This is a genomic window from Acinetobacter brisouii CIP 110357, from assembly GCF_000488275.1.
Classification (GTDB): domain Bacteria; phylum Pseudomonadota; class Gammaproteobacteria; order Pseudomonadales; family Moraxellaceae; genus Acinetobacter; species Acinetobacter brisouii.
This window is the reverse complement of sequence record NZ_KI530762.1, coordinates 1,970,891-1,991,253: the sequence shown is the minus strand read 5'-3', so window position 1 is coordinate 1,991,253 and position 20,363 is coordinate 1,970,891. Positions and strand designations below refer to the sequence as shown.

The 20,363-nt window shown below is 39.1% G+C and carries 17 protein-coding genes and 1 tRNA gene; 6 read left to right on the top strand and 12 right to left on the bottom strand.

Translation table 11 applies throughout. The features are described from left to right. The first annotated feature begins 7 nt into the window (after positions 1-7). The 4 genes from P255_RS09570 to P255_RS09555 all read left to right on the top strand — a co-directional run bounded on the left by P255_RS09570 (position 8) and on the right by P255_RS09555 (position 3,592). Positions 8-1,039 carry a DUF932 domain-containing protein gene (locus P255_RS09570; RefSeq protein ID WP_004899863.1) on the top strand — a complete coding sequence of 344 codons (1,032 nt, stop codon included), beginning with the start codon at positions 8-10 and terminating at the stop codon, positions 1,037-1,039. A gap of 159 nt (positions 1,040-1,198) precedes the next feature. Continuing rightward, complete coding sequence (locus P255_RS09565; RefSeq protein ID WP_004899866.1) at positions 1,199-2,245, top strand: YqaJ viral recombinase family nuclease; 1,047 nt, start codon at positions 1,199-1,201, stop codon at positions 2,243-2,245. A 113-nt stretch (positions 2,246-2,358) separates the two neighbouring features. Next, positions 2,359-3,261, top strand: a complete 903-nt coding sequence (locus P255_RS09560; RefSeq protein ID WP_004899869.1) for a recombination directionality factor — start codon at positions 2,359-2,361, stop codon at positions 3,259-3,261. A 103-nt stretch (positions 3,262-3,364) separates the two neighbouring features. Next, entirely contained in the window at positions 3,365-3,592 is a 228-nt protein-coding gene (locus tag P255_RS09555) for an AlpA family phage regulatory protein (RefSeq protein ID WP_004899872.1), read from the top strand. A 428-nt stretch (positions 3,593-4,020) separates the two neighbouring features. On the opposite strand, the gene P255_RS09550 is transcribed toward P255_RS09555, so the two are convergent. From P255_RS09550 to P255_RS09505, 10 genes are all read right to left on the bottom strand, one after another. Continuing rightward, positions 4,021-5,478 carry a class I SAM-dependent DNA methyltransferase gene (locus tag P255_RS09550; RefSeq protein WP_004899875.1) on the bottom strand — a complete coding sequence of 486 codons (1,458 nt, stop codon included), beginning with the start codon at positions 5,476-5,478 and terminating at the stop codon, positions 4,021-4,023. Positions 5,479-5,536: 58 nt separating this feature from the next. Then, positions 5,537-6,319 carry an HNH endonuclease gene (locus P255_RS09545; protein WP_004899878.1) on the bottom strand — a complete coding sequence of 261 codons (783 nt, stop codon included), beginning with the start codon at positions 6,317-6,319 and terminating at the stop codon, positions 5,537-5,539. After that, a complete protein-coding gene (locus P255_RS09540) occupies positions 6,316-8,088 on the bottom strand; it encodes an AAA family ATPase (protein WP_004899881.1) in 1,773 nt (590 codons plus the stop codon). The genes P255_RS09545 and P255_RS09540 overlap by 4 nt, the downstream gene beginning before the upstream one ends. Continuing rightward, positions 8,078-9,832 carry a restriction endonuclease subunit S gene (locus P255_RS09535; RefSeq protein WP_004899883.1) on the bottom strand — a complete coding sequence of 585 codons (1,755 nt, stop codon included), beginning with the start codon at positions 9,830-9,832 and terminating at the stop codon, positions 8,078-8,080. Before P255_RS09535 ends, P255_RS09540 begins: the two co-directional genes overlap by 11 nt. Then, positions 9,829-12,615, bottom strand: a complete 2,787-nt coding sequence (locus P255_RS09530) for a type I restriction endonuclease subunit R (RefSeq protein WP_004899885.1) — start codon at positions 12,613-12,615, stop codon at positions 9,829-9,831. Before P255_RS09530 ends, P255_RS09535 begins: the two co-directional genes overlap by 4 nt. Before the next feature lie 76 nt (positions 12,616-12,691). Beyond that, a complete protein-coding gene (locus tag P255_RS09525) occupies positions 12,692-13,531 on the bottom strand; it encodes a TIGR02391 family protein (protein ID WP_004899888.1) in 840 nt (279 codons plus the stop codon). 118 nt (positions 13,532-13,649) lie between these two features. Continuing rightward, positions 13,650-14,381 carry a Fic family protein gene (locus P255_RS09520; protein WP_004899890.1) on the bottom strand — a complete coding sequence of 244 codons (732 nt, stop codon included), beginning with the start codon at positions 14,379-14,381 and terminating at the stop codon, positions 13,650-13,652. A 69-nt stretch (positions 14,382-14,450) separates the two neighbouring features. Then, a complete protein-coding gene (locus P255_RS09515) occupies positions 14,451-15,668 on the bottom strand; it encodes a tyrosine-type recombinase/integrase (RefSeq protein ID WP_004899893.1) in 1,218 nt (405 codons plus the stop codon). A 175-nt stretch (positions 15,669-15,843) separates the two neighbouring features. Then, positions 15,844-15,919, bottom strand: a tRNA-Arg gene (locus P255_RS09510). A gap of 122 nt (positions 15,920-16,041) precedes the next feature. Continuing rightward, entirely contained in the window at positions 16,042-17,397 is a 1,356-nt protein-coding gene (locus P255_RS09505) for an amino acid permease (protein ID WP_004899895.1), read from the bottom strand. Between the two features lie 245 nt (positions 17,398-17,642). Between P255_RS09505 and P255_RS09500 the strand changes: the two genes are divergently transcribed. Further along, positions 17,643-17,984 carry a zinc ribbon domain-containing protein YjdM gene (locus P255_RS09500; protein ID WP_004899896.1) on the top strand — a complete coding sequence of 114 codons (342 nt, stop codon included), beginning with the start codon at positions 17,643-17,645 and terminating at the stop codon, positions 17,982-17,984. Between the two features lie 22 nt (positions 17,985-18,006). Then, entirely contained in the window at positions 18,007-18,915 is a 909-nt protein-coding gene (locus tag P255_RS09495) for a polyprenyl synthetase family protein (protein ID WP_004899898.1), read from the top strand. A gap of 38 nt (positions 18,916-18,953) precedes the next feature. Here P255_RS09495 and P255_RS09490 read toward each other — a convergent pair whose 3' ends face one another. Beyond that, the gene (locus P255_RS09490) at positions 18,954-19,808 is read right to left on the bottom strand and encodes an SPFH domain-containing protein (protein ID WP_004899899.1); all 855 of its coding nucleotides are present in this window, start codon (positions 19,806-19,808) and stop codon (positions 18,954-18,956) included. A 2-nt stretch (positions 19,809-19,810) separates the two neighbouring features. After that, positions 19,811-20,296 carry an NfeD family protein gene (locus P255_RS09485; protein ID WP_004899900.1) on the bottom strand — a complete coding sequence of 162 codons (486 nt, stop codon included), beginning with the start codon at positions 20,294-20,296 and terminating at the stop codon, positions 19,811-19,813. Positions 20,297-20,363 lie beyond the last annotated feature (67 nt).

The following is a 20,363-nucleotide window of genomic DNA, read 5'->3' as shown; positions in this document are numbered from 1 at the left end:
CACAACCATGGCACATCTGATTGAAAATATGGCCTATGTCGGTGCAACCCCTTGGCATGGTCTGGGGAATCCACTGACACCCAATCAACCGATTGAAGTCTGGGCACAACAGGCGGGGATGGACTGGCGGATTGAATCCTCCAATGTCAGCTATATGGCACAGAATGAACGTGGGCAAAGCCTGATCTTGCCATTCGAGGAACAACGGGTGTTATATCGTTCGGATACTCATGCACCCTTATCCGTCGTGAGTCAACGCTATCAGGAAGTCCAGCCACTTGAAATTTTGGAGTTTTACCGTGACTTAACCGAACAGGCAGGCTTTGAGCTGGAAACCGCTGGGGTACTTAAAGGCGGTAAGAAGTTCTGGGCACTCGCCAAGACTAGGCAAAGCTCAGCCCTGAAAGGCAAGGATGTCAGCAATGGCTATATCTTACTCGCCACCGCATGTGATGGAACGCTTGCCACTACGGCACAATTCACTTCCATTCGTGTAGTGTGTAATAACACTTTGGCGATTGCCCTGAAAGGACAAAGCAGCAGTGCTGGGGTGGTCAAAGTGCCACATAGCACTAAGTTCGATGCCGAGAAGGTGAAACAGCAATTGGGTATTTCAGTCCGTGCATGGGGTGAGCATATGTACGAAATGAAACAGCTCAGCCAACGTAAGGTCAGCCAAACTGAAGCAGCGGCTTATTTTGATGCCGTGTTTAACAATACCAGTCTCAGCATTGCCGATCAGGACGACAGCATCATTCAGTTCTACCGCAATGTTGCGACGAACAAAGCCGAGACCAAAACCGAACCGAATGGACGAGCCATGTCCAAAGTCATGAGTATGTTTAACGGTCAGGGACGTGGTGCGGAACTAAGTTCTGCCAAAGACACGGCTTATGGCTTGCTGTGCAGTATCACGGAGTTTGCCGACCATGAGCGTCGTGCCATGAGTCAGGATCATCGTCTGGACTCGGCATGGTTTGGTGCAGGTGCAGCCCTGAAACAACGTGGACTGGAGCAGGCTTTACGTCTGATTGCTTAAGCTTGATCGCTACCCACCGTACAAGCGACCGCTCAAGTTAGCGTACAAGTTCTTCAATCCTGATCTTCAAGCTCTTTTACACATGAAATTGCATTCAAAGCTGTGTCTTCGGACACGGCTTTTTTTATGCCAAAAATTTAACACCTACAGGAAATTCTTATGAATACAGCACTCTCAATTTTAAATCCATCGGCATCAACTCAAGCTGCCATAAATAAGCAACGTCCGAAACTGTTTACAGCCAAACGCTTTGTCGATACCAAAAAACTCAGCCAAGCCGAATGGCTGGAAGTACGTCGGCAAGGTATTGGTAGCAGTGATTGTGCTGCAGCATGTGGGTTGAATCCCTACATGTCAATGTTGGAGCTATGGATGATTAAAACTGGACGGATTCAGCAAAACCTTGAAGATAATCATCAAGGGCATGCACCTTTGTATTGGGGCAAACAGCTAGAACCACTGGTGGCGGAATACTACAGCCTGCATACCCAGCATAAAGTCAGACGCGTGAATGCAGTATTGCAGCACCCTGATCCAGATAAGCATTTTATGCTCGCCAATTTGGATTACGCAGTGGTGGGCACTCCTGAAGTGCAGATTCTGGAATGTAAAACCGCAGGGGAACATGGTGCAAAGCTCTGGCGTGATGGCGTACCGTTATATGTACTTTGTCAGGTACAACATCAACTGGCGGTGACAGGCAAACAAGCCGCGCATGTCTGTGTGTTGCTATGTGGGCATGAGACCAAAATCTTTAAAGTCACCCGTAGTGAATCGGTGATTCGTCACATCATTCAAGCCGAGCGTCAGTTCTGGGACTGTGTCGAGCAGGATATTCCGCCTTCAGTCGATGCCAGTGCCTCGGCTGCTAAAGCCCTACAACTGCTCTATCCCGAGCATGTGCCCCTAATGACTGCTGATCTCTCTGAAGATACTGAAGCCAATCAACAGTTTGAGCAATTGATTCAAACCCGTCAGCACATCGAGAAGCATCAGGAGCAATTTGACCTACTCAAACATCAGCTACAAGCCAAGATGCAGGATGCGGAACGCGCGGTATTTCAGGGTGGCTCGGTCACGTGGAAGCGTTCCAAAGATTCAATCAGTTTAGATAGTAAGGCGCTACTCAAACAACATCCTGAATATTTACAGCAGTTTCCACAAAGCAAGCAGGGCAGTCGACGTTTTCAGATTTATCACGATTGAACTGAGTGGGTTTGCTCGACCGCATTCACATTCAACAAATTTAAGAAATCCCATACTTATACCATGGGATTTTTTATTGCACTTTTATTCCATTTAATGAAGAGGATATCAACATGATCAAAGGTTTAGTGATTACTCCACCCGTACTCGGTCGCATTAGCATCGGCAAGGTAGTCGAAAAGAATGGCAAACGCCTACCAGAAAAAGATGATCAATTCACCATTACCAGTCAGATTCACAGTAAAGAGGGTTGGGTGAAACATCCTTTAGATGAGCAACTTCGCGCCAAAGCCCCGAATCAGAAACTCCGAAGCATTCCAGTGCGGATGCTATTTGATGACCCTGATCTTAATCTCCGTGCTGAATACACTCTATTTGACCGTCAGACGGGACGACCTGTGTGTATTGGTGATGGTGAAAGCTGTCAGCGTCGCACAGGCAACGGGGTTGAACAGCATCCCTGTCCATCGCCTGATCTGTGTCCACTGGCCCAAGGTGGACAGTGCAAGCCCTATGCCCGTTTATACGTCAATCTGGATGAGCAGGATGAACTCGGCAGCTTTGTTCTCCGAACCACAAGCTTTAACAGCATTCGCACTTTGATCGCACGCCTGCGTTATTACCATGCTGCAGTGAATGGCTTACTGTCCTGTCTGCCTTTACAACTCACTTTAAGAGGTAAAAGCACCAGTCAAAGTTATGGCACACCGATCTACTATGTTGATCTAACGCTCAGGGAAGGAATCAGTTTGCAGCAAGCGATTGTCGAAGCAAAGCAATTACAGCAGGAGGCTCAAGCCTGTGGCTTTCAACAGGAGTCACTGGATCAGGTGGCGCGGCAGGGTTATGCCAATGCAGTGTTTGATCGGGATGAGGGAGGAGATGGAATGGATGTTGTAGAGGAGTTTTATCCTGAAGCGTCGACTGAGACATCCTCAGCTGATCTAAATCAGAACATCAGTGGGCTTCAGCAAATTCAACAAGGTTTGCAGCACAGTGTTCGGGTGGTGAATTAGACATGAGCAGGTGAATGGGTATTCTAAAAATAACTTTTTACAGGATGCCCCATCATTTGAGCGAAACACACAGCTCGCTTTATTGATATTAGGAGCGCCCGTCATGACTACATTTATTGGTCAAACTTTTACCATGAATCAAATCATTAACTTAAAAGAAGTTATTCAGATCACAGGTTTGAGTCGAGCAACGATTTATAACATCATGAATGAAAAACATAAGCAATACGATCCAACTTTTCCGAAGCAAGTGAACTTAACGGTTGGACGTGTTGGTTGGTCTGCATTGGAAATCAATCAATGGATTGAATCTAAGTTAGCAAACCGCTAACTTAGATGGGAGTTTTGGTTCTCTTTTTTTCATTAATTCCAGTTTGACTGTTTTGTTTGAAATTTTCTTGGGTTAGAGGTTGATTTACTTGTTGAGTTGAACTTGATCATACTAATACTTCTTCGATTGAATAATATTCAGTTATCCCATTTAAACGGTGAGCGATATAATAGTTTTCTTGATCATTTTTTATTTTTTCATAACTTTCGTCATATCCTAATTTGAAAGGTAATTGTCGATTATGTAAAGAGTAAAAAGTCTGTTGAATTATATCACCAATAATTTCGGATCAAATTCGGTATCCATGGCTAAGAGAAGTTTTCCCAGTTCAGCTGATGGTTTAAAGGAGTAGAAAGTAGTTATGGTAATTATTCATCAAAGGCGAAAGAAATTAAAGCTAGGCTAGTAGAATTGGCCTAGCTTTATAATTAATTTTTCAAACTTAAAGATACTGATTTAAAAGCATCTAATGCTGCTTCTAAATGCTCAATGATTTCTTGCTGAAGTACATCTGGTGAAGGTAAGTCATCGAGATTATCTAAGCTATTGTCCTTTAACCAGAAGATATCTAGGCTAGTTTTATCGCGGGCAATAATTTCATCAAAGCTGAAATATTTAAAACGTTCTGTTTCCTGACGTTCAAAACGATTTTCAGGGTTATAGCATTTGATGAAATCATCTAAATCAGCTTTACGAAGTTGGCGAGTTTTCAGTGTAAAACGCTTATTCGTTCTAAGATCATAGAACCAAATACCTTTAGTCTGGATTTGCTCTGATTTAGGTTTGTTATCAAAGAAAATCACATTTGCTTTTACGCCATTTGCATAGAAGATACCAGTAGGTAAGCGCAAAATCGTATGAACATCACATCCTGTTAATAACTTTTTACGTACACGTTCACCGACACCACCTTCAAACAGTACATTATCAGGTAAAACTACAGCAGCTTTACCGTCTGCTTTCAGCATACTGACAATGTGTTGTAAGAAATTTAATTGTTTATTAGATGTGGTCACCCAAAAGTCAGGACGCTCGTAAGTAAGGGACTCTTTATCTTCTTCACCTTCTTCATTGGTCAAAGTCATACTACTTTTTTTACCAAAAGGAGGATTGGCTAAAACGTAATCTACTTTTACTGAAGGTTCACTGATTAAGGCATCGGCACGGGCAATATGTGGTTCATCTGTAAGATGACCAACGTTATGTAGATACAAGTTCATCAAACATAAACGGCGTGTACTTGCGACAATCTCATTACCAAAGAAGGTTTTTTCTTTTAAGAATTCAGCCTGTTTGTTATCTAGTTTTTGGGATAGTAAATATTTATGCGCACCAAGGAAAAAACCACCTGTACCACATGCAGGATCTGCAATTGTTTTCATTGGTTTTGGTCGTACACATTCAACAATTGCATCAATCACAGGGCGAGGGGTGAAGTACTGACCAGCACCACTTTTGGTATCTTCTGCATTTTTTTGTAAAAGACCTTCATACATGTCACCTTTTACATCAGCACCAATACCACTCCATGTGTCTTCGTTGATCAGGGATACTAAACGATGCAGTTTTGCAGGGTCTTGAATTTTATTTTGTGCTTTAAAGAAAATAGCACCTAACATGCCCGACATCGTACCAAGTTTATTCAATACTTTGAGGTAATGTTCTTCTAATTCAGCGCCTTTCAGGACAATCAGGCTTTCCCAGTCGTAACCAGCTGGAATACCAACATCGACTGACTCAAATGGATTTAGTGTTTTTTGTTCATGAGCCATTTTTAAGAAAAGTAAGAACGTCAGTTGTTCTAGGTAATCACCATAGCCCACACCATCATCACGTAAGGTATGACAGAAATTCCAAATTTTAGAGATGAGAGTTGTTGCGTTCATGAATTACAAGCACAGTTTTAAAAGCTACAGTATTGTATAGATATTAGTAATGCTTTGCTCACATCATTTGAAATAAAGAGTCTATCCAAGCTTTGTCCTTATGCCCTTGAATAATACATCTAGCAAAGGTTGATAATTGGCTTTCTGGTTTAATTAGTCTACATAAGTCTTTGAGTTTATTTGTGAAAGCAGTCTTAGATGATGGTTCATTTATTGTTAAAAAATAATCATTTGCTTCATTGACCCACTCATTAATTTGTAATCCAAGTTGTCTACGCATTTCAACTAATTCTGAATGGTTTAGATGATAATATTGAATGGATGTTTCCAATCGCTGTTTGTCTATCGCTGATGCTAGAAGGCTAGGTTTTGGTATTCCTTCATCATCGTAAATAATGATAGAGGGAGTTAATGGATCGCAAGGATCTAAAAGAACATATTTTTCTGATCTTAATCCAGCATCATCTTTAGCCTCAGTCGTAGGGTCAAGGAGTGGGAAATAATTTCCTTTACCACCTGTTTGGCCAGTAGCATGGTCAGTTCTTCTTGAATTACAAAAAGTGCATGCAAATCTGAAATTATTAGGATTGTACGTGAGCCATTTATATTTTGATTTTGGTCTAAAGTGATCCACAGCATTATCCGATCGATTTTCTCGAGCTTCACAATACCAACATTTATTATAAGATAATGTTTTGAGTTCTTCTTTTAATTCACTCCAAATATTAGGGTATTCTGATGAATTCAAATCAGGATCACTATCTATTGTTGTTTGTGCGGCAGTAGCCTTGTTTTTCCATTCAGTTGATACATTTAGTTTTGTCAGATCAATCCATCTCATGATTGATCCTCGTTGTTTTGTTTTAATAGAGTCTGAATTATTTCTTCAGCGATTTTAAGCTGCTCTGACGTATCACTATAAGATTGACTATTCTGATTTAATTTATTTTTTTCGTGATTATGAAGCGCTTTGAGATATCGTTCATATTGTGAATCACGCATAGAAAATCTAAAGCCGAGATCTTCAAGTTCATTATTGATTTGCATCAAATCAGTTCTTTCAGCATTGGTTAAAGGGGTATCTTTTACTGTAAACACATTTTTACGTTCGAGTAATTTCTGTGTATATGTATCTAGGCTAGAATTTAAGCCAAACATATCACTTGTAATAATTCCGGCATAACCCATACCTCGTGGATCGATATCAGGTTCTTTGGATTTAATTGATTGATCTAAATCTCGATGCAAAATCTGAATTTGTTCTTTTTTGAGCTCTGCAATCGCAATAGGGTTATGAGTAGTTAAGACAACATGACTATTTGTTCTCGACCCATTAGTCTCACCTTTCATGAAAGCTTCTAAATATTTTAAATATTCAACAGACCACTTAGGATTTAGGTGTGTGTCAGGTTCATCGAGCAGATAGAGACTTTCCTCTTCATTTGTAAAGCGTAGTAAACCCAAAACCGTCAGTAGTTGTTGCTCGCCTTCACTTAACTCTTTAAAAGTGACCGTGCCATTATTCTTTTTTAATTTAACGCGGATATGCACAGCTTCAATTAATTCAGAAACATAAGTACTTTCTAAATCACGAAATAGAATTCGCGGTTCTTTATGCTCCATGAGTCTTTGAAAAGACGCCATATCTTTAAGGAATAGATATTGATATTCACGAGTTTTCTTATTCCACAAGCTGCTTTTTGAACTTTTTGTCAGTCTAATCGGTGCTAACGAAAGGTTGTACAGTTCACTGAGAAACTCTTTAACCACTCCCTTTGCATCCCAAAGTCTTGGATCACCATCCTCATTTTTATTTGTCCAAGATGGTTGGCGTAGCTCAAAGAGAATTGATTCGATTCCAGACTTAGCATCGATACCTAACTGGTTTTCTAAAAAAGATTGAATGGTTTCATCTTGTTTAAATAGAAAAGCTAAAAGGACAAATTGACTATGAATAGGAAGTGCATAAAACATGCGTTTGAAACCGACTTCCTCTGAAGTTTTACCACCCCTTAGTTTTTTGTCATATTGTTCGATATATGGTGTAAAAATATCCTGCATTCTAGTACTTAAACCAGAATAGTAACTAAAGACAAATTTTGGTAAAAACTCACTATTATCAGCTGTAAATTTTGCAAAAGAGACATTTATAGGTTTAGTTGATTCAGAAGCATCATCTTTATTTTCAGTGTTAGGGATTGTTTTTTCTGAGAATAAATCAGATTGTTTTAGCTCGAATAAATTGATAGGGGATTTATCTATATTTGATGGTTCTAGAATTGGTTGAAAAGGGACATACGAAAAAATATATTCATCTTTTTCTAAATCTGGATCGGCTTGAATAGTGACGTATTTTTTGGTTATACCTGATCCAATTTCATATCTAAGTTCATAAGCAAAAGCTGGTATTTTATCTTTAGGTGGTTGGATTAAATCTCTGAAAATAATAGCAAGTGCTTCTAATACATTCGATTTTCCTGTCCCATTCCAGCCGATAACAATAGTAATTGATTGATGTTCATCGAAGTCGATACAGACATTCTTTAAATTTTTAAATTGATGGGTAGGGCTATCCTTAGCACTACCAATCTTTAAGTAATCAAGACGCATCAGTTTTATCCTTTAGCTTAATTAGATCTTGTTCTTTATTGTTTTGTTTGTCTGGTTTTACCATGATTTTGTCATCTAGACTCAGTGTACGAAGCTGCTCGTAAAATTGTTCAATATCCTCAATGCTACTGTTAGCATTTAGTCCGAAAGCTGTTGCCAAGTCTTGACCTGAAATCCAATCTGACTGTTGTTGTAAAATTTCGAGGATAGTCTGAGACATACCAACTTCCTTTTTTGCCTTTGGGGTTGAGCGTTTTTTTGGGGTAGCTTTTTTTGTTAAAGCTTCAGCTTCTCGTTGCTGTTGAATGCGTTCTAACAATACTTGAGCTGGTTCATCATTTGGATCTTGATGAACTAAAACACCAGTGAATGCATCTTTTAGAATATTTTGCTTTTGCATAGTTAGAAGCTTAATATTATTTCCAATCTGTATAAAAGAGCATTCACAGGCATCTTTTAATTCGTTGAATCTTTCAACAATATAGCTTTGCTCTGCTTGATTCATTAAAGGAATACATAATTGACTGAGCTTAGTACCATTAACATTAGCTTGTCCTGTTTGTTGGACAGCAACATCATTGATCCAAATTTTCCCAAAAACTGAATTAATATAATAAGCTGCAAGATTTGAATTAAAATCAGAATGAAATTTCACTTTGATTAAGTATGATGCATAAGAACAACGGGTATGCTCACCATTATATATTGCAGTCTTACCAACTAATTCTCTACTGTTTGTTCGATTAAAAAGAAGATCGCCTTTTTCAAGGAATAAAGCTGGAAATTCATCGTGAGTCTTAGGTAAATATTTGAGATTATTAAAATCAATATCACCATTTTGAATATTACCCATTCTAAGAACAGGAATTCCATTTTGATCATCATTGGTTTTAGCAGAAGAGCCGTAGCGCTGTTCTATTGTTAGTTGGTCGATAGTTGACCACACCCAACCTTCAGGCAATTCAGGCAGATTTTCGGTATCAGGTTGAACAGGCTCAGGATATTTTTCCTGCCAATCTTTAGGAGGATTTTTCCCTTTTTCTGCAAATTCTTTAAGTTTCTCTTGTTCCCAGCGTTCACGGCGCTCTTTTAAAATACGTGCTAATAGCTGTTCGCCAGTTTCAGAAACTTCGGCTTGAGTTTCACGCCATTCTTTACTGAGTTCACCATCAACAGCTGATTTTAATAATGACTGACGATAAAGTTCTAATTTTTTCTGAGCTGTTTCAAGTTCTTCAATACCATTATCGAGTTCGCTAAATAATTCATCGATTTTATCAGCGATACGGATTTGCTCATTCAAAGGGGGTAATGGAATTTGATGTGCTAGAAAGGGGCCTCTATTAATATGCTTCATGGTACTTCCATGAAGATGTTCCGTATTTAATAATTCCTCAATAGATTTTTTTAAAGAGTATCTCAAGAAAGTCTTATCTACTAAAGATTCATTAGGAACAACTTTAAAAATATGTTGATTTAGTAGTGCATCTGGACCATGCCATAAAAAAACATCTAAGGTTGCAGACCAACTTACTAAAATATCGTTTGTGATAACTTTGTAATCGTCAGGAAGTTCTAATTCTGTATAGTTGAAGGGCTTACTTGGATCTGTTAAGTTTTGGATACGAATAATAGGTCGTCCAGAGTCAGTGCGATGAGATGGTTTAAATGCAAAACCATTAATATATGTTCCTGTATCGTTAATTGTTGCCCAACACCAACCTTTAGGTAAACTTTTGCTCATGCCACTAACTCTTCATTTAATTCTTTCATTAATGGCATAAGTTTTTCTCGACCAAAAACTTCTGCCGCTTTAAATGCCCCACCATGACTCGCCAATGAACCTAACTTAAAATCATTCGGTGTCAGTTGACAGCTATTTGCAATATGATCTTTCATCAAACGCAACCAAGTCATTTGCTCTTCAGTAAATGCCGTTGCATTCTGAGCATTATGTCTGAAGACCCACTTTTTAAATCGTTTATCGACGTCTTCGTTAAAAGGTGAAAGCTCTTGATCTAAGCCAGTAGCAAAACGAACTAACGACAATAAGTCAGTTAATTTACGCTGAGTATTTACCCCTTTAACTTGACTGCCTTTCACTCTTTCATAAGCAGACCAAAGACGTTCAGTTGTAAGCAATAGCGGAGGACGGCTGAGTTTATCATGAAGCTCTTGAATCATGCTTAAAGTCAGTTCACGGCGTTGATAGGGTTGATCATAAAAGAAACTTAAGGCTTCAATTTCTTCACGATGTTCTTTTAAATATGCTTCAAACTTCTCAATATCTTCCTGAGCTTTTTGTTCGACATTGGCAGAGAAACCACGATGAATGACTTGATCAATATTTACGGTGTCGATGATTTGTTCAGCATCTTTCTTTTCTATCAGTAAATTTCTAAGTTCAGGATCATCAAATACACGGTAAGCTTGCTCAAGTAGTTCACTCATCTTGTCTAAATATTGCTGTTCTGCAATTGAATCTTCATCAACAACAAGACCTTGGGACGTAGCATCAGTGATAATGGCTTGATTAATCGTATCAGGATCAACCGCATTCAAAATCGATTCAGTAATCTGTTTTAGGCTTTTACCGTCTGTGATTTGGCTAATTTTAGATTGAGTTTCAGCGTCTAAATTTTTATTCAGGCGAATGAGTCGGTTTGCTAAGCTCAGCGCTGTATCTTCGTCAACATCACCAATAATGATGCCATCCATAAGCTGCTTTAAGGTTGTGGTTGGTTTACGCTCTAATTGGCGACTCTCGGTCTTTTGTGATTTTTCTACACCCACAGCATCGATGATCACAAATCGAGTTTTGGCTCCGCTAGCACTTTGTGAGACTTTCTTTAAGCCATCTTCGTCTAAACTACGAACACCACGACCTTTCATCTGTTCGTAATAGCCTTTAGAACGAACATCCCGCATAAAGAGTAAAACTTCTAAAGGTTTTACATCAGTTCCCGTGGCAATCATGTCCACAGTCACTGCAATACGAGGGTTATATTCGTTACGGAAATCGCTGAGTACACCATCAGGATCTTTGGCGCTATAGGTTACTTTTTCACAAAACTCATTGCCTTTACCATACTCTTCACGAACGATATTAATAATGTCATCTGCATGACTATCTGACTTGGCAAAGATTAACGTTTTAGGGACTTCCTGACGATCTGGGAAAATTTCTTGGCAAACAGCTCGCTTCATTTCACGAATAATGTTACGAATTTGACTTGGGTTTACCACATCCTTATCGAGGTCTTTATGTGTATAAACAATATCTTGATCAGCCTCGACTAAACGTTTTGCACGTGTTTGGCGACTACGGCGATCAATGAATTGCTTTGCTCGAATCGTTTGACCCTTCTTGGTAATTTTGGTTTCGATTTCATAAATGTCATAGCCGACATTGACACCATCGATCACAGATTGCTCATAACTATATTGAGCGACAATATTTTCATTAAAGAAGCCGTAGGTACGTTTATCAGGTGTTGCACTGAGGCCAATAAGAAAAGCATCAAAGTAGTCGAGGACCTGTTTCCATAAATTATAAATACTGCGATGACACTCATCGATAATAATGAAATCAAATGATTCGAGAGGTACATTAGGGTTGTACTGAATATGCTTTTTAGATAAGCGAGCATTTTCTTCTATTGTATTCAGTTCATTTAGATTTATGTCTTCATCTTGCTCATCTAACTTCTCACCCGACAAAATCGAGTACATGCGTTGAATGGTAGAAATGCATACATCAGCTTTAGTGTCTAATGTAGAAGACATTAGACGTTGAACATTATAGAGCTCAGTGAATTTACGCTTATCATCAGGTGGTGTGAATGCCATAAATTCTTGATGAGCCTGTTTACCTAAGTTTCGGGTATCAACTAAGAATAAAATACGTTTGGCTTTTGCAAATTTAAGCAGGCGATAGACAGAGGAAATAGCCGTGAACGTTTTGCCAGCACCTGTTGCCATATGAATGAGTGAACGAGGTTGCTGTACAGCTAATGACTTTTCGAGTCCTGTAATTGCATCGATTTGACATTCCCTTAGGTTGTCAATATTCAAAGATGGCATCTCTAGAAGCCGTTGGCGTAAAGTCTTCTCTTTTTTAAATAACTCATTTAAAAACTCAGGTTTATAAAACCAAAAAAGTTCACGTGAGCGAGGTTCAGGATCTCGTCTATCTGTAAAGCGAGTAATTTTTGATGTTGCTTGGAAAAGGAAGGGAAGGTCATCATATGGTTTCTTTGATTTAAAGCCCGATGTTGCATACCTTTTAGTTTGGCGTTCGTGTGTGGTGATATTTTCACCTTCTTCATCACGCTTCGCTTCTATCACACCGACAGGAGTGCGATTCACAAAGAGAATGTAATCGGCGGGACCAGTTTGGGTTTGAAATTCACGGACAGCAATACCTAAAGCTGCACTAGGGTTAAAATCTTTTTTATCGACAACAAGCCAGCCAGAAGATTCTAGTTTTTGATCAATGATAACCCGAGCTTTATCTTCTGGAGACATGTTTACCCTTTATAAGTATCTATATTTTAACAAAGTATACTTATAAAGCTTTGGAAGTTGAACTCGGACTTTAGAATTATTGTTCTGTTTTAAGGGGAATAGCTTCACTTTCAAGTAAATATAATTCGTTAATTAGTAAAAACTCCCGATATTGGTGAATAAAATTTTCATCTTTTTCTCGATGAGCGCGTGCATTCCTAAAAGCTTTATAGGTATTTATAAATAAATTGGCTCGACCATCAATTTCTGAATTATCTGGTAAATCCCAAGTAAGACACCCTTTAGGTGGAAGTAGTGCTTGAGAGAATAATCTACTACTATTCACATTGATTCCAGTTCTTGTTCTCACTATATCTTCTAGCCGTTTATAAGCTTTTAGAAGAGCAGAGTCTGGATCTTGTTTAAAGAGTAAAGCAAGATCAAAAATTCTGTCATCAATGATTGAGTACGGTAGTTCGAGAGGATAGTAGCGTTTAGGATTATAAACTTCTGACACTTCCGTTCTGAAGGGATAAATATAGTCGTGTAGACGTATTGGGCGAATAATTTCTTGACTAAATAATGAGTCAATATTTACATCACTAAGTGAAGAATGGTTTAATTTATTGAGGATTTTTGAACTAACTAAGATTTCTTCAGTTTCAATTTGATGTTTTTCTAAAAGGCTGAGAGCTGTAGCTAAGCCTTTGGCTCCTTCGCCTGAGTAACCAGATGCAAAACCTGAACGTATAACAAAATAAGATTCAAAAATATCTTTAATAATTAATGCATGACTTTGATTGTTAGTCAGTAATAAGGCATAGGTAAGGTTGGGATTGGTTTGAATCAAATTGCCGAGACTAACTAAGCATCTCTGTGTAATGCCTTTTTCACCTAGGTATTCAATATGATAAAAGTTTTCGTTTCTTAGAAGCATGATTGTGATAGGTTGTAATTATTGTGAATATAATACAATGCTTTGAAAAATTGATAAATAAACTAATAATAATGAGCTGCTAAATACAGTGAGATGGGTAATTTGGAGTTTATCTTTGTTAAATCCCCAAAACCACCTGATAAGGCTTAAAACCTTCTAGTACCGCATTTGCAACCAATTGAACGAACTTTTCCGTTTGACCAAAAGCCATCCATTGATCTAGTGCTTCATAGTAGGCAAGGCGATTCTCAACAGTAATCACGCATGGTGGGTAGCCTGCTTTCATTAGCTCTAAGTTCATAAGTAGCCGAGAAGTACGTCCATTACCATCAATGAAAGGATGGATTCCCACAAAGTCAGCATGTACTTTAGCAGCACGTTCAATTGGATGTAGCTGATTGGCTTCAGCGTTATACCAGTCTACAAACTGAGCCATTTTGTCATTCAGTAGAGTATAGTCAGGAGGATTTGATGTTGCGCCTGAAATCAACACATTCTGCTGTCTATAACGCCCAGCATTGTCATCATCAATATTTTTTAAAATGAGTTGATGAATGTTTCTAATTTGCCACTCTGAAAAAGGTTCATCTTTACGGATGATATCTTCCACGTAGTAAATTGCATCACGATGATTGATGGCTTCAAAGTGCTCACGTAGAGCTTTGCCACCAACAGTAATACCTTCTAGAACAACTTTAGTCTCAAGCAAAGTCAGTGTATTGCCTTCAATAGCATTAGAGTGATATGTCCAACGTAAGATTAGATCTTCCTGCAAATTTTTGACAATAGAAGGGGCTAGAGGACGATGTTGATCCAATTTTTGTTTTAAAATATCAATATCTTCAAACATAGCTCTGCTGCAATACTATAAAAATCTAAAGTAAATCATAACTGAATCTTAATTTTAAGCATATATCAATTACTGTGATGAGCTTTTTAGCTCATCACAGTAATCTGCCCATGTTTGCATCATTACCTTTCGCTTTTCTAAGTGCTTGGTACGGTTATAGGCGCGACCATGCATGTCTTTAACCTGATGGGCAAGCTGCTGCTCAATCAGTTCAATTGGAAAGTCTAAAACCTCTTCTAAAATTGTACGTGCAGAAGCACGAAAGCCATGTCCACAGGCTTGTTCACTGGTATAGCCTAAGCGACGTAAAGCCTGATTAATCGTGTTCTCAGACATTGGTTTTAGGTTGGATGTTGTTGCTGGAAAAACATATTCACTTTTATGCCGAGTAATTTGAGAGAGTTCAGAAAGTAAATGAATTACTTGCGTAGATAGCGGAACAATATGTTGTACGCCTGTCTTTAATTTTGTTTTGGGTGGGGTATAGCACCATAAACCCTTTTCAAGATCAATATCTTGCCATTTGGCATGGCGTAGCTCTCCCGGTCGTACAAACACTAACGGCGCAATTCTTAATGCATAGCGTGTAATTGCTGAGCCCTCATAGTGATCAATATCTTGCAGAAGTAAGGCAAAGTCTTTCGGTTCAACCAGAGCTGCCATATGCTTCGCACGGGGTGTTTTAAGAGCACCTCGTAAATCTTGAGTTGGATCACGTTCACATAAACCAATGGATACGGCGTAACGTAGAATTTGACCGCATTTCACTTTAACTTTCTTGGCAGTTTCTAGCTTTCCTTCTTTTTCATAAAGCTGACAAACCTTGAGCACATCCATTGGCTTAATCTCATGAACGGGCATTTTCCCAATATGTTGGTTAATCACTTCCAATAGTCGTTGTTGTCCCTTTACTGTGGATTCAGCAAAATCTTGTTTGGCAAACCATTCTGCTGCAATTTCTGAGAAGATATTCTTATTTGCACTTAAAATCTCATTCTCAATTCTAACTTTCTCAGAATAAGGATCAATATTTTGGGCAAGTAAGGTACGAGCATCTTCACGTCGACTTCGTGCTTCAGCCAATGTAACTGTAGGGTAGGAGCCAAAGCTTAAGGAATTTCTTTTTTTACTATAGGGGCGTGAATAATCAAACCGCCAAGTTTTTTCACCAGTTTTAGAAATAATTAGGAATAGACCATGACCGTCAGCTAATTTCTGAACTTTTGCAGGATCAGCTTTGAGGGTCTTAATCTTTGTATCTGTAAGTGGAATGACGATTTTTGGCATTTTTGCGGTATAGCTTTTTGCGATCAGTAGTCTTACCGTAAAAAATACCGCAAAAAAATCTAAATTCCAATAGGATATTTTATACTTGGATAGATAGTGTTTTTATTTAAGTTGCTGATTTTATTTTTAATTAAGATCTTGTTTGGACTCTAAAAGCTAAAAATAAACTATAAATTGGTGCGGTCTGCGGGACTCGAACCCACGTCGGTCGCTTAGGAGGCAACTGCTCTATCCAGTTAAGCTAAGACCGCAGCTTAGGCGTTACTCTACCTCAAACATTCATAAAAAAAAAGTTATTGCGGGGCAATAACTTTTTAAAAATACTCAGAAAATCAGGTTTTGATCAGATAATATGATCTCTAACCCATTCTCCTTAAGATTTTTTAGCAGCAAGCATTTTAAAGAGCATAAACATCAGTGCAATCCAAATTGGAATCATGATCACAGACTCTTTAAAGCCTTGCATCCACATGATGTAAAGCACAACCACAATAAAAACTAAAACAATATAGTTGGTGATCGGGTATAGCAATGAAGGATATTTAGTTTTAATTCCTTCGCTAATCATTGCCTTTTTAAAGTTCAAATGGGTCAGTGCAATCATTGCCCAGTTCAGAACCAAAGCCCCAACGACAATATACATGAGATGACCTAAAGCACCTTCAGGGACAAAGTAGTTCAATAATACACAGGCAAAAATCAGTAGCGCTGAAAATAACACCGCAGGAATTGGTGTGCCTTGTTTATTGACTTTCAGGAACACTTTTGGTGCATTGCCTTGTTCTGCCAAACCAAACAACATACGGCTGTTGGCATACATTCCACTATTATATACAGAGAGTGCCGCTGTTAAAATAATGAAGTTCAGAATACTCGCAGCCCAGCCAATACCTAACTGACTGAAAATCATTACGAATGGGCTTTTATCTAAACCACCGAGTTGTAGTTTGTCCCAAGGCACAAGTGATAATAAAATCGTGAGCGAACCGACATAGAAAATCAGAACACGAAAAACCACCTGATTAATCGCTTTCGGAATGGTTTTTTCTGGTTGCTCAGCTTCTGCCGCTGCCATACCGATCAGTTCAATTCCACCGAAGGCAAACATGATAAAGGCAAGCATGTAAAATAGACCACTAAAGCCTTTCGGGAAGAAACCACCATGTGTCCATAGATTGGTAATCGTTGAACCTGAGCTTGGGTCAGCCGTGACTAATAATACAATTCCGAAAATAATCATGGCAATTACGGCTGTAACTTTAATAATTGCAAGCCAGAACTCAGATTCGCCATAGAATTTGACATTGCCTAAGTTGACTAAGGTAATGACAATAAAGAAGAAAAGCACAGACACCCACGCAGGAATAAATGGCCACCAGTAGTTAATATATTTTGCAACGGCCGTTAATTCAGACATTGCCACTAAAATATATAAAATCCAGTAATTCCAGCCTGTTAAAAACCCTGGAAAATTTCCCCAATACTTATACGCAAAATGACTGAATGAACCTGTCGTTGGTTCATGAACAATCATTTCCCCGAGTTGACGCATAATTAAAAATGCAATTAAACCACCAATTGCATAGCCTAAAATAATCGATGGCCCAGCAGATTGGATGACTTGTGCGGAACCTAGAAACAGACCCGTACCAATTGCACCACCCATTGCAATCAGTTGGATATGTCTGTTTTTTAAGCCACGCTGTAATTTCGATGACTCGTTACTCAAAATGGTATGCTCAGTAAATCCACAAGATTGTGTATTGTAATAGATTGCTATAATTTAGCCTAGCCTTATGAATGACTGGTTGATGTGCAACTTTTGTATGATAACTTTTTGAAAATAATAAATATTTTTTGATTAAAAATTATTCGATTTTCAATCGGGCTGATGTATTTTGCTGAGATCGTTCAGATATTTTTGAAAAAAAACAACAATCAGGTGATAATGCTTTTTATTTTGAGATGATTAATATGACAATTCCTGCTTGTCCAAAGTGCCAATCTGAATATACCTATGCCGATGGTGAATTATTGATTTGCCCAGAATGTTCTTATGAATGGAAAGAAGGCGAGGTAGCCACTGAACAAGCTGAGCAAGTTGTCGATGCACATGGTCAAGTCTTGCAAGATGGTGACAGCGTCACTGTAATTAAAGATCTAAAAGTCAAAGGCTCATCATTAGTCGTTAAAGTGGGTACCAAAGTGAAAGGCATCCGTTTGCTTGCTGATGCGAGTGATGGTCACAATATCGACTGTAAAATCAATGGTATTGGCGCAATGAAGCTTAAATCAGAATTTGTTAAAAAAGCGTAATTTCAATATATTCGAGGCAGATGTGTCAATAATCGCATCAATATCTGCAGACGTTTTAAAATCTGCACAGCAACAAATTCAACAGGATTTAACACAAGCATTAGATGCTTTTGCACTGCCTGAGCCTTTAAAAGGTGCGGTATATCATGCTGTGATGTTGGGGGGGAAGCGTGTACGACCTGCACTCTGTTATGCAACTGCGGCATTACAACCACATAGGCATGTGGCAGCAGTACGTCGTGCGGCAGTTGCAGTTGAATTGATCCATTGTTACTCGTTGGCACATGATGATTTGCCGTGTATGGACAATGATTCTTTGCGCCGTGGACAACCGACGTGCCATGTTGCATTTGGGGAAGATACGGCTTTACTGGCAGGTGATGTGTTGCAGTCAATGGCATATGAAGTGCTGGGCAGCCGTTTGTTTGATACAGGTGTAGCGATTGAGTCTGGTATTGTGTTAAAGCAAATGCAGATTTTAGCAACAGCTAGCTCGAAAATGGTTTGCGGTCAGGTACTTGATTTACAAGCCGAAGGCAAAAAAGTGAATCAAGAAGCCTTGGAAAATATTCACCGTAACAAAACAGGTGCATTGATTCAGGCTGCAATCATGATGGCGGCGGTGACGATTTTTAAAGGTACAGATCCTGCTATTCCACAGTTACGTCAGTTTGGACAGTCAATTGGTCTGGCATTTCAGGTACAGGATGATATTTTAGATGTCACGGCTGAAACTGAAGTCTTGGGTAAAACGGCGGGTAAAGATCTAGAAGTTGAAAAATCAACGTATCCTGCGCTTTTAGGTTTAGATGCCGCACAAGCGTATGCACAGCAATTGCATGATCAGGCATTACAAGCTTTGAGTTATTTTGGGGAAGATGCACAGCAATTGCATGCGATTACCCAGTTTTTACTGGCGCGGCAACATTAAAAAAAGCGGCTTAGCCGCTTTTTTTATTTTTAAATCAATTACTTTAAATTACGTCCCATAATGCCACGAATGGTATTGAGCACATCGGCTGGTAGTACCACAGTTTTTGCATTGTTGGATTTTGCCATATCCTGCATGGCTTTAATGTACTGTTCACCAAGTAAATAAGATACAGGAATTTCCTGATCGCCGATTGCTGAACTCACCATGGCAATCGCTTTTTGCGAAGCCTCTGCCAAAACCACTTGCGCTTCGGCATCACGGCGTGACGCTTCTAAACGTCCATCCGCCTCTAAAATAGCAGCCTGTTTTTCACCATCGGCTTTGGTGACGGTTGCACGGCGCTGACGTTCTGCCGCAGCTTGTGCTTCCATAGCAGCCTGCATCGTCGTAGATGGTTGAATATCCTGAATTTCTACCGTTTTTAAGGTAATGCCCCAGTCGGCAATATCATCGGAAATTGCAGCTTTCAACTTGGCTTTAATATGATCACGTGACGACAAGGCATCGTCCAGATCCATTTCACCAACAATTGAACGCAAGGAAGTTTGCACCAAGTTTTGAATTGCGATATTAAAATTTTCAATACCATAGACTGCTTTTTCAGGCGTGGTCAGGTTAATGTATGCCACAGCATTCATCAATAAAACGGCATTGTCACGGGTAATAACTTCTTGAGAAGGAATGTTGAGAACAATATCTTTGGTTGTGACTTTATAAGCAATATCATCAATATACGGAATAATAATACTTAAACCTGGCCCAAGAGTCGTATGGTATTTACCTAAACGTTGCACGATCCATTTGTTGCCTTGTGGAACAATACGTACACCTTTAAAAATAGTGACTGCAACAAAAGCAAGAAGTGCTAAAACAATAATACTTGCGCTCATTATTATTTTCCTTGTTGTGGAGAAGAAGGATTTGAAGAATAGCGTTGTACCAGCAGGTCATTGCCTAAAATATCAGTCACAATCACGCGATCACCAACCTGTACACTGGATGCAGTGCGGCATACCCATTCATCTGCACCGAGTATTGGTAAAGAAAACCGGACTTTGATTTGCTCATGATTAAGTCCAGTCTGAATGACCATGCCAATTTGCCCAATGGTCGCCTCACGGGGTAGGCCAGCCTTGGTTTTATCAATCGATAACGGTTTAATAAATTTAAACCAGAGTATGGTGCATAAAATTGATAAAATGGTCCATGTCACGACTTGGGTAGCAAAGCCCATCCATGGAAAAATCCAATATAAAATACTGACCATGATCGCAGCGAGACCAAACCAAATCGCTGCAAAAGTGGGTATAACCAGTTCAATCAGCATCAAGCCAATGCCCAAAACAAACCAGTGCCAAGGTTCCAACACAATCTGCATAAGTTGTCTCTATTTATTGGTTTTATGTGCAAAAATCACATTAGTTACTCACTAATGTAGCAGATGA

Coding starts and splice junctions, on each gene's coding strand:
- P255_RS09570 (WP_004899863.1), top strand. CDS start 8: ATGGCACATCTGATTGAAAATATGGCCTATGTCGGTGCAACCCCTTGG.
- P255_RS09565 (WP_004899866.1), top strand. CDS start 1,199: ATGAATACAGCACTCTCAATTTTAAATCCATCGGCATCAACTCAAGCT.
- P255_RS09560 (WP_004899869.1), top strand. CDS start 2,359: ATGATCAAAGGTTTAGTGATTACTCCACCCGTACTCGGTCGCATTAGC.
- P255_RS09555 (WP_004899872.1), top strand. CDS start 3,365: ATGACTACATTTATTGGTCAAACTTTTACCATGAATCAAATCATTAAC.
- P255_RS09550 (WP_004899875.1), bottom strand. CDS start 5,478: ATGAACGCAACAACTCTCATCTCTAAAATTTGGAATTTCTGTCATACC.
- P255_RS09545 (WP_004899878.1), bottom strand. CDS start 6,319: ATGAGATGGATTGATCTGACAAAACTAAATGTATCAACTGAATGGAAA.
- P255_RS09540 (WP_004899881.1), bottom strand. CDS start 8,088: ATGCGTCTTGATTACTTAAAGATTGGTAGTGCTAAGGATAGCCCTACC.
- P255_RS09535 (WP_004899883.1), bottom strand. CDS start 9,832: ATGAGCAAAAGTTTACCTAAAGGTTGGTGTTGGGCAACAATTAACGAT.
- P255_RS09530 (WP_004899885.1), bottom strand. CDS start 12,615: ATGTCTCCAGAAGATAAAGCTCGGGTTATCATTGATCAAAAACTAGAA.
- P255_RS09525 (WP_004899888.1), bottom strand. CDS start 13,531: ATGCTTCTAAGAAACGAAAACTTTTATCATATTGAATACCTAGGTGAA.
- P255_RS09520 (WP_004899890.1), bottom strand. CDS start 14,381: ATGTTTGAAGATATTGATATTTTAAAACAAAAATTGGATCAACATCGT.
- P255_RS09515 (WP_004899893.1), bottom strand. CDS start 15,668: ATGCCAAAAATCGTCATTCCACTTACAGATACAAAGATTAAGACCCTC.
- P255_RS09500 (WP_004899896.1), top strand. CDS start 17,643: ATGACAATTCCTGCTTGTCCAAAGTGCCAATCTGAATATACCTATGCC.
- P255_RS09490 (WP_004899899.1), bottom strand. CDS start 19,808: ATGAGCGCAAGTATTATTGTTTTAGCACTTCTTGCTTTTGTTGCAGTC.
- P255_RS09485 (WP_004899900.1), bottom strand. CDS start 20,296: ATGCAGATTGTGTTGGAACCTTGGCACTGGTTTGTTTTGGGCATTGGC.